The following is a 9,320-nucleotide window of genomic DNA, read 5'->3' as shown; positions in this document are numbered from 1 at the left end:
CGGTGCCCGGGCGCTCGGGGCGGCCGCCGTTGCGCTCGTGGCCACCATCGCCGCCCTGGCCCGCGGCGCCCGCGTCGACGAACCCTGGCTGCCCGACCTCGGCGTCTCCCTCACCTTCGGCGCCGACCAGATCAGCGGGCCACTCCTCATACTGACGGCGGCGATCAGCGTGCTCGTCGTCCTTCACGGACAGCGCCACCTGCCGCCCGGCGGCCCGCCCGCTCTCTATTTCGGGCTCCTGCTGATCGTCGAGACCGGGGCGCTCGCGACCTTCTGGACCGGCGACCTCGTCGTCTTCTTCGTCGCTTTCGAGATCGTGCTGGTCCCGATGTGGGTGCTCATCCACCGCTTCGGCGACAACCACGACCCGGCCGCCCGGCGCGAGGCGGCCCTGCGGTTCGTGCTCTTCACCGCCCTCGGCTCGAGCCTGATGCTCGCCGGGATCCTCGGACTGCTCGCCCAGGCCGGGTCGAGCAGCATGGCAACCGTCGCCACCGTCACCATCCCCAGCGGCACCTCCCTCGGGCTCGCCCTGCTGCTCGTGATCGGACTCGGGGTCAAGGTTCCGCTCTTCCCGTTGCACTCGTGGCTGCCGCCCGCGCACACCATCGCGCCCACCGGCGGGTCTGTGCTGCTTGCCGCGATCCTGCTCAAAATGGGCACCTACGGCCTCATCCGGCTCCCCGTAGCTCTGACCCCCGCCGGATTCGCGCGGTTGGCGCCCGTGCTCGCGGCGTTCGGTGTCGCCGGCATTGTGTGGGGAGGCCTGGTGTGCCTCATCGAGCGGGATCTGAAGCGGCTGATCGCCTATTCGTCGGTGGCGCACATGGGTTTCGTCGCCCTCGCGCTCGGCACCAACAGCGCCCTCGGCCTGCAGGCTGCGCTCCTGGCCAATATCGCCCACGGCGTGATCGCCGCCTTGCTCTTCTTCGTCGTCGGCGGGCTCAAAGAGCGCTGGGGCAGTGTCGATCTCGCCGTCGTGCGGCCCGCGGTCCGGGAGACGTGGCCAGGTCTCGGCTTCGCCCTGATCACCGGGTTGGCCGGCAGCCTCGCGCTGCCCGGGCTCGCGAGCTTCTGGGGTGAGTTCCTCGCCCTGACCGCCGCCTGGAATCCGGCCTACGGCACGGCCGCCCCATATGCCGTCTGGGGGCCGGCGGAGGCCGTCGGCTGGTTCGGCGATTCCCCCGAGGACGCACCCGGGCTCGTCCAGCCCGGGTCCGGGTGGGACGCGGGCTGGGTCGCCTGGGTCCCACCGACCGGTTTCCTGCGCACCCTGACGATCGTCGCCGCCTTCGGGGCGGTGCTGGCCGCGGCATACAGCCTGCGGGTGGCGCGCCTGGTGTGGGCGGGGGACGCGGCGCCGCGTGACCGCGCGGGCGACCTGACCTGGGCGGAGTGGGTCGTCGCCACCGTCCTCATGCTCGCGATCGTCACCCTCGGGCTGGTGCCGTACGTCGTCTATCCGGGGGTGGGGTCGTGACCACCTCTATGGTGTCGCTGGACTGGCTCGTCCTCGCCCCTGTCCTCGCACCGGCGTTCGGGGTCCTGCTGGTGCTGCTCGCCGACGCTTTGGCGCCGCGGGCCAGGGGTCTGCACCTGCCGATCGCTCTCGTGGCCGTGGGCGCCGGTCTCGGCGCGTTGCCGTATGCCGCCACGTCCGCCGTACCCGCCCGCTCGCTCTGCCGCCCCGGGCCGGAGGCGCGCTGTTTCTACGAGACGGCGCCGAGGGGGTTGGCCCTGCAGTTCCTCGTGCTGGCCGGTGCGCTGCTCGTGCTGCTGATGCTCGGGCCGGGCACGACGCACCTCGATCGCACCCAGCGGGGCGGCCCGGCCGTCACCGTCGCCCTCGTCCTGGCGGCGACGACCGGTGCGGCCATGGTCCCCGCCACCCGGGACCTGCCGACCTGGCTGATCGCCATCGAATTGGCAACCCTCCCGGCCATCGCCCTCGTCGCGCTGTCGCGTGGCCGGGGCGCCGAGTCCGGTGCCCTGTCGCTGCTGATGGTCTCGCTCTTCTCCTTCGCCCTCCTCGCGGTCGGCGTCGGCCTGTGGACGCTCGCCACCGGTGATGCGACCTTCGGGGTCGACTCCCTGCGCGTCGCGTTCGCCGACCCGGACCGGCACCGGGTGCTCCTCCTCGCGATCCTCTTCCTCATCGCCGGGCTCGGGTTCAAGCTCTCGGCGGTGCCCTTCCACCTGTGGACCCCGCAGGCCTTCGTCGTTGCGGACGAGCCGATCTCGGCGTTTCTCGCGACCGTGTCCAAGGCAGCGGCACTCGGGGCGGCGATCGTCATGCTCAGCCCTCTGGCTGCGCTCAACGCGTCCGGCGATTCCGGGGCAACATCCGTCCGTCTCGTCATCGGCGTGCTCGCGATCGCCTCGATGACCCTCGGCAACCTCATCGCCCTGCGCGCGCAGGACCCCCTGCGACTGCTGGCCTGGTCCACGATCGCGCAAGCCGGCTGGGTCCTCGCGCCGCTGGCCATGCTCACCCCGACTGCTGCCAGCGCCTCCGTCGCCTACCTGCTCGCGTATGCCGCCGGCACCCTCGCCGTCTTCGCCGTCGCCGCGGCCGTCCACAGCGGCACCGAGGGGTACGGCGAGCGGTCGCTCACCGCATACGCCGGGCTCGGGCGAGGCAACCCGGTGCTCGCGGCCATCCTCGCGCTCGGCCTGCTCACCCTGGGCGGCCTGCCCCCGGCGGTCCTCGGCGTTGTCGCCAAAGTCGTTGCGCTGCAACCGGTCGTCGGGGCCGGGCAGTGGTGGCTGGTGGCCGCGGCGATCCTCAATATCGTCCTCGGCATCGCGGTCTATCTGCGGTGGCTGCTCATCGTCGTGCGGCCCGCCGGGGACGCGGTGCCGCAGCGTCTGCGGCTCGACCCTGGCCTGGCCGTCGCGCTCGCGCTGTTGGGGGCCGGCCTGATCGTCCTGAGCTTCGCCCCCGGTCTGGTCATCGGCCTCACCCGCTGAGTCGCGCCCCCACCCGAAGTCGAAAGAGCACGACACGCCGTAATGGCCACGCGATTACGGCGTGTCGTGCACGTTCGACGGGGGTGAGGCAATCGCAACTTCGACGCACCGCAACGGGTATCGTCCGGGGAACGAAATCCCCCCGAGATCGCGTTGGACGGCATATGCACAACCACTTCAACGGTCTGAAGACCGCTGGACTCTTCGGCTTGATCTGGCTCCTGCTCCTCGGCCTGGGGGCCGTGATCGGCAGCGGTCGCTACATCTGGCTGTTCGCCCTCATCGGGGTGGCGACGACGTTCTACGCCTACTGGAACTCCGACAAGATCGCGATCCGGGCGATGAAGGCCTACCCGGTCAGCGAGGCGCAGGCGCCGGAGATGTATCGCATCGTGCGCGAGCTGTCCACCAAGGCCGGCAAGCCGATGCCGCAGCTGTTCATCTCCCCGACGGCCGCCCCCAACGCCTTCGCCACCGGGCGCAACCCCAGCCACGCCGCCGTCTGCTGCACCGAGGGGATCCTCCAACTCCTCGACGAACGCGAGTTGCGCGGGGTGCTCGGGCACGAGCTGATGCACGTCTACAACCGCGACATCCTCACCGGCTCCGTCGCTGCGGCGATCGCCGGCATCATCACCTCGGTCGCGCAGATGGCGATGTTCTTCGGCGGCGGGTCCGACGAGGACCGGCCCAACCCGCTGGCGCTGCTCGGCATGGCGCTGCTCGCACCGTTCGCGGCGATGCTCATCCAGATGGCCATCACTCGCACCCGCGAGTACGACGCGGACGAGGACGGTGCCAAGCTCACCGGCGACCCGCTCGCCTTGGCCTCCGCGTTGCGCAAGCTCGAGACCGGCACCCGCCGCGCTCCGCTCGCGCCGACGCCGCAGGTCGTCAATGCCTCGCACATGATGATCGCCAACCCCTTCCGGGCCCAGGACGTCTCCCGCTTCTTCGCCACCCACCCGCCGATGGCCGACCGGATCGCTCGTCTGGAGGCGATGGCCGGCGGTATCGACCGGCGCCGCTGACGGCATACCTCCCAGCGGCCCCACGAGGCCTCGCGACAGGGCAGGATGGCAGTTGATGTCCCCTCTGACGCGCACCGAAGCCCAGCAGCGAGCCACGACCATCCGCGTCAGCCGGATGGCCGTGGCGCTCGACCTCGACCAGGGGCCGGAGACCTTCGGCTCGCGAGCGGAGATCCATTTCGAGCCACCGCACCCGAGACCTTCGTCGACCTGCGCCCGGTCGGGGTGGCCCGCCTCGAACTCAACGGCCAGGACCTCGATCCGGCGGCGCTCGTCGACGGCCGGTTGGCGCTGACCGGGCTGGAGCCGAGCAATGTGCTGATCGTCGAGGCGACGATGGCCTACAGCCGCGACGGGCAGGGGCTGCACCGCAGCGTCGACCCCGCCGACGAGGAGGCGTACGTCTATGGCCATCTCTTCCTCGACGCCGCCCCGACCGTGTTCGCGTGCTTCGACCAGCCGGACATCAAGGCGCCGTATGCCGTGAGCGTGCGCGCCCCCGCCGACTGGCGGGTGCTCGGCAACGGGGCCGCGACCCGCGTGGCCGAGGGCTGCTGGGAGCTGGCCGAGACGCCGCCGCTCGCGACCTACTTCGTCACCGTCTGCGCGGGTCCGTGGGCGAGCGTCGAGCGCGAGCACGACGGCATACGGCTCGGCGTGCACTCCCGAAGGTCGCTCTCGGAAGCCCTTGAGCGGCAGGCAGATTCGCTCCTGAACGCGACGGCGGACTTCTTCGACTACTACCACGAGCTCTTCGGGATTCGCTACCCGTTCGGCGACTACCACCAGGTCTTCTGCCCGGAGTTCAACGCCGGCGCGATGGAGAACCCCGGCTGCGTCACGATCCGCGACACCTATCTCTTCCGCGGCAGCGCCACCCACGACGAACTGCTCACCCGCACCAACACGATCGCGCACGAAATGGCGCACATGTGGTTCGGCGACCTGGTGACGATGACGTGGTGGGACGACCTGTGGCTCAACGAGTCGTTCGCCGAATACCTCGCCCACCGCGCGTGCGTGGCGGCCAGTGAGTATGCCGACGCGTGGGTCGACTCGACGATGGCCCGCAAGTTGTGGGGTCACTCCGCCGAGCGTTCGCCGTCCAGCCACCCCGTCGCCGGGTCGCCCGCCCAGGACGCACAGACGGCGCTGAACAACTTCGACGGCATCTCCTACGCCAAGGGCAGCGCCGTGCTGCGTCAACTCATCGCGCACATCGGGGACGACGCCTTCGTCGCCGGGCTTCGGGATCACTTGCAGCGCAACAGTTTCGGCAATGCGGACCTGGCCGGTTTCCTCGCGGCCATCGAGCGGGAGTCAGGATCGGACCTCAGCGGCTGGAGTCACGCGTGGCTCGAGACGGCCGGGATCGACACTCTGCACGTCCACCAGGACACCGGGCGGGTGACCCGCAGCACGCCGGACCGGTTCGCGAAGGTGAGCCGGCCGCATACCTTCGATATCGCCGGATTCACCAGCGGCACAGAGGTTTTCCGGGTGACGGGCACCATCGACCGGGCCACGCGCAAGTGGCCGGAGCTGCTCGCCGCCGACCGCGCCGAGGTCGTCATACCCAACGCGTCCGACCTGACGTGGGCCGTCAGCGGGCTGGAGCCGGAAAGCCTCGCCAACCTGCCCGACGCCCTGGCGAGCATCCCCGACGCCCAATCCCGCGCGGTCGCCTGGCTGGCCCTGATCGACGGGATGCACGAGGCCCGCATCGACCCGCGGCTGCTGATGCGCACGCTCACCATGGCCTGGCCGCTGGAGAGCAACGGCTCGATCCTCGGCCGCGTCGGCAATCACGTCATCACCCGGGCCATCCCGGTGTTCCTGCCGCCGACCGAACAGCCTGGCGGCGAGGAGGCGATGGCCACCGCTGCACGCCGGTTGTATGACGGTGCGACCTGTGCCGACCACCGCCTCATCGCCGCCCGCCTGCTTGCCGCCACCAGCAGCGACGAGACGCTCTTGCGGTCCTGGCTCGACGGGATCGACCTGCCGCCGGAACTCGTCGACGACTCCGACTTCCGGTGGTTCGTGGTCCGGGCCATGTCACGCCGCGGGCTCCTGGACGAGCAGGGGATCGAGTCCTTCCGGCGGCGGGACGAGAGTCTTGCCGGCCAGCAGGCAGCGCTTGCCGCCCGGGCCCTGCGACCGACGGCCGAGGCGAAGGAGTGGGCCTGGAGCGAACTGACCGGCAACCCGGCGCGCTCGAACTACGAACTCAACGCCCTCGCCGGCGCCTTCTGGCAGACGACCGACCGCGACCTCGTATCTCCTTATGTGGAGCGCTATTTCACCGACGTTCCCGGCCTGGCCGGTCGCCTCGGAGAGGACGCTCTCGGGACCGTCGCGGCCCTGGCCTACCCGCTGCCGCTCGTCGCATCCCGCACCCTCGACCTGAGCCGGGCGGCGCTGGCGAGGGACACCCTCAGCCCCGCCGTCCGCCGTTCCATCGTCGACGCCCAAGCCAAGCTTGAGGAGGGCCTGGCCTCCCGGGCCGCGTTCCCCGCTACGGGATGACTACGACTCGTCCGGTGGTCGTGCCCTCACCGACGGCCGTGACGGCGTCGGGTGCATCCTCGAGAGACACGCGCTTGCTGATGAGGGGTCGTATGCCGCCCGCCACCAGGGCGTTGATCTCCGTCGCCGCCGCCGTGATGGCTGCGGGGTCGTAGGCGTTGTAGAGACCCCAGTGCAGGCCCACGATCGAATAGTTCTTGATGAGGGCGTGGTTCAGGCCGGGGCTGGGGACCGTGCCGCTGGCGAACCCGACGACGAGGATGCGGCCCTCGAAGGCGATCGTCTTGGCGCACACGTCGTATGCCGCACCGCCCACCGGGTCGTAGGCGACGTCCACGCCCTTGCCATTGGTCGCCTTCTTGATCTCGGCGACGAGGTCGTCCGTGTTGCGGTCCAGGACGAGATCGCATCCGAGTTCCGTTGCGATGGATGCCTTTTCGGACCCGCCGACGACGCCGATGACCGTGGCGCCGGCGGCCTTGCCGAGCTGGACGGCCGCACTGCCGACACCTCCGGCTGCGGCGTGCACGAGCAGGGTGTCACCGCGCTGCAGGCGCGCGCGCCGGTGCAGGCCGAACCACCCGGTCTGGTAGGCGATGTGCAGCGCCGCGGCCTCGGCGTCGTCGAGTTGACCGGGGGCCTGCTGGCTCAGGGCCGCGTTCATCAACGCCTCCTCGGCGAAGGCCCCCGCGGGCAGGTCGGCCGTGCCGACGATCCGGTCGCCGACACTGATGCCGATGGTGTCGGTGCCCAACTCCAGCACCTCGCCGCACAGCTCGACGCCGGGGGTGTAGGGATAGGGCGGCTGCACCTGATAGTGCCCGCGCGCCATCATCACGTCGGGATAGTTCACGGCCGCGCCGAGCACCCTGACCCGCACCTGGCCCTTGCCGGGGACCGGCGGTGCGATGTCCGCCAGCTGATAGACGTCGGCGGCCTCGCCGGCCTTCGCGATTCGCCACGCGCGCATAGTTCTTCGGTGCTCCTTGGGTTGGTTCGGTTCGTCAGTCTCAGGCGGTGGGTGAGGCGGTATGCGGCGGGAAGACTTGCGCGTTCAGCCGCCGCATCCCGGCGAGCCAGCGGTCGGTGTCCTGCGCCCGCGCGCGATAGAAGTCGGCGACCTCGGGGTGGGGGAGGATGAGGAACCTGTTGTCCTGCAAGGCATCCCACACCAAGTCGGCGACGTATTCCGGGCTGACGGCACCATCGCGCAGCAACGGGACGACTGGCCCGGAGGTGTGCACCATCGTCGTATCGACGCCTTGCGGACAGAGGGCCTGGACGACGACCCCGTCGTCGCCGTGGGTGATGCTCAGCCACTCGGCGAAGGCGACGGCGGCGTGCTTGGTGACGCCGTAGCCGGCCGCACCGATCATGTTCAGCAAGCCGGCGGCCGAGGCCGTGACGACGAACCGGCCGGCCCGACGCTCCAGCCATTCGGGCAGCAGCAGCCGCGCGGCCCGCACGTGCGCCAGGACGTTGACGTCGATGACCCGCTGCCAGTCCGTGTCGTCGTCGCCGATGCCGAGCGGCCCGATGATCCCGGCGTTCGCGAAATAGGCGTCGATCCCGCCCAAGTGCTCGCGCGCGGCGGTGACCAACGCCGACACCCCGTCCGCGGTCGCCATGTCGGCGGGCACGGCATACCCACCCGTTCGCACCGCGACCTCCTCCAGACCCGGGCCCGGCAGATCACTGACGACCACCTCGGCGCCCTCGGCGGCCAGTTTGGCCGCCAGCGCCGACCCGATGCCCCCGGCTGCTCCGGTCACGACGACGCGTAGAGGCGAGGGGAGGGGGGCGGACGGCATAACGCTCAATCTAGGCGAGCCGACGGGCGGTGGTGGCCTACTTGTAGTTGGTGAAGCTCACAGCGATGTCGAGGTCGGACTCCTTGAGGAGGCGCTGGACGGCCTGCAGGTCGTCGCGGCTCTTGCTCGTCGCGCGGATAGCGTCGCCCTGGACCTGGGTCTTGACCGACTTGGGCCCCTCGTCGCGGATCAGCTTGTTGATCTTCTTGGCGTTCTCCTGGCTGATGCCCTCCTTGAGGGGCACGTCGAGCTTGTACTCCTTGCCCGACAGCCGCGGGCCGGCCTCGGGGACATCGAGGTGCTTCAGCGACACCCCGCGCTTGATCAGCCAGGTCTGGAGGACGTCGAGGACGGCCTTGCACCGCTCCTCGGAGTTGGCCTGCATCTTCACGACCTCGCCGACGAGTTCGACGGAGGCCCCCACGCCCTTGAAGTCGTAACGGTTGGCGATCTCCTTGGCCGCCGTGTTGACGGCGTTGGCGACCTCCTGCTTGTCGAACTTGCTGACGATGTCCATGCTGGCGTCGGCCACGGCATACCTCTCATCGGATCTGATTAGGGATCGAGCGATCTGGCTTGCTATCCTTTCACGCGCACCACGGCAGGTTGTCCGAGCGGCCAATGGAAGCGGACTGTAAATCCGTCGCGAAAGCTACGAAGGTTCGAATCCTTCACCTGCCACCCGTGCGAAGGGCCTCTCGTCCATGGCGAGGGGCCCTTGCCTATGAGGCCGGCGTGAGCCGGGTCGCGATGAGAAGCTCCCGAGCGTGGCTGAGGCCAGGTGCAGGGCACCTTCGAGGGGTCCCCGGTCGCCGAGTTCGCTGGTCAGCACCGGCATGGGCGCTGCCGCAAGGTCGTCCAGGGTCCGCTGCACCTGCTCGACCAGGAGCGGGTGGACGCCCACCGGGCCGCCCATGACGATCACGTCGGGGTCGATGACCTCGGCGATCGCCGTCGCCGCCTCGCCCAGCGCCCGCCC

Annotated in this window: 8 protein-coding genes and 1 tRNA gene; 5 read left to right on the top strand and 4 right to left on the bottom strand. The window is 70.2% G+C overall.

Features of this window, described 5'->3' with window-relative positions; translation table 11 throughout:
- The 4 genes from BN11_RS06990 to pepN all read left to right on the top strand — a co-directional run.
- On the top strand, positions 1 to 1,480 hold a 1,480-nt coding region (locus tag BN11_RS06990; RefSeq protein WP_048696153.1), incomplete at its 5' end, for a complex I subunit 4 family protein.
- Positions 1,477 to 2,970: an NADH-quinone oxidoreductase subunit N gene (locus BN11_RS06985; RefSeq protein ID WP_235435396.1), complete on the top strand. Its 1,494-nt coding sequence runs from the start codon at positions 1,477 to 1,479 to the stop codon at positions 2,968 to 2,970. The genes BN11_RS06990 and BN11_RS06985, both read left to right, overlap by 4 nt.
- A gap of 164 nt (positions 2,971 to 3,134) precedes the next feature.
- Complete coding sequence (gene htpX / locus BN11_RS06980; RefSeq protein ID WP_048696149.1) at positions 3,135 to 4,001, top strand: zinc metalloprotease HtpX; 867 nt, start codon at positions 3,135 to 3,137, stop codon at positions 3,999 to 4,001.
- Positions 4,002 to 4,226: 225 nt separating this feature from the next.
- A complete protein-coding gene (gene pepN, locus BN11_RS06975) occupies positions 4,227 to 6,530 on the top strand; it encodes an aminopeptidase N (RefSeq protein ID WP_235435395.1) in 2,304 nt (767 codons plus the stop codon).
- Here pepN and BN11_RS06970 read toward each other — a convergent pair.
- The 3 genes from BN11_RS06970 to BN11_RS06960 are packed head-to-tail and all read right to left on the bottom strand — an operon-like array spanning position 6,520 to position 8,873.
- On the bottom strand, positions 6,520 to 7,500 hold the full coding sequence (locus tag BN11_RS06970; RefSeq protein WP_048696147.1) for an NADPH:quinone oxidoreductase family protein: 981 nt from the start codon (positions 7,498 to 7,500) through the stop codon (positions 6,520 to 6,522). The two genes, pepN and BN11_RS06970, sit on opposite strands and share 11 nt — an antisense overlap.
- 40 nt (positions 7,501 to 7,540) lie before the next feature.
- The gene (locus BN11_RS06965; protein WP_048696145.1) at positions 7,541 to 8,341 is read right to left on the bottom strand and encodes an SDR family NAD(P)-dependent oxidoreductase; all 801 of its coding nucleotides are present in this window, start codon (positions 8,339 to 8,341) and stop codon (positions 7,541 to 7,543) included.
- Positions 8,342 to 8,378: 37 nt separating this feature from the next.
- Complete coding sequence (locus BN11_RS06960) at positions 8,379 to 8,873, bottom strand: YajQ family cyclic di-GMP-binding protein (protein WP_048696143.1); 495 nt, start codon at positions 8,871 to 8,873, stop codon at positions 8,379 to 8,381.
- 68 nt (positions 8,874 to 8,941) lie between these two features.
- Here BN11_RS06960 and BN11_RS06955 point away from each other — a divergent pair.
- Positions 8,942 to 9,022: transfer RNA gene (locus tag BN11_RS06955), tRNA-Tyr, on the top strand.
- On the opposite strand, the gene BN11_RS21740 is transcribed toward BN11_RS06955, so the two are convergent.
- The coding region (locus BN11_RS21740) for an ROK family protein (RefSeq protein ID WP_157044346.1) at positions 8,994 to 9,320 on the bottom strand (327 nt) is incomplete at its 5' end. The genes BN11_RS06955 and BN11_RS21740 overlap by 29 nt on opposite strands.

Source organism: Nostocoides australiense Ben110, from assembly GCF_001050535.1.
In the GTDB taxonomy this organism is placed as follows: Bacteria; Actinomycetota; Actinomycetes; order Actinomycetales; family Dermatophilaceae; genus Nostocoides_A; species Nostocoides_A australiense.
This window is presented reverse-complemented; position numbering and strand designations above follow the sequence as displayed.

Coding starts and splice junctions, on each gene's coding strand:
- htpX (WP_048696149.1), top strand. CDS start 3,135: ATGCACAACCACTTCAACGGTCTGAAGACCGCTGGACTCTTCGGCTTG.
- BN11_RS06965 (WP_048696145.1), bottom strand. CDS start 8,341: ATGCCGTCCGCCCCCCTCCCCTCGCCTCTACGCGTCGTCGTGACCGGA.
- BN11_RS06970 (WP_048696147.1), bottom strand. CDS start 7,500: ATGCGCGCGTGGCGAATCGCGAAGGCCGGCGAGGCCGCCGACGTCTAT.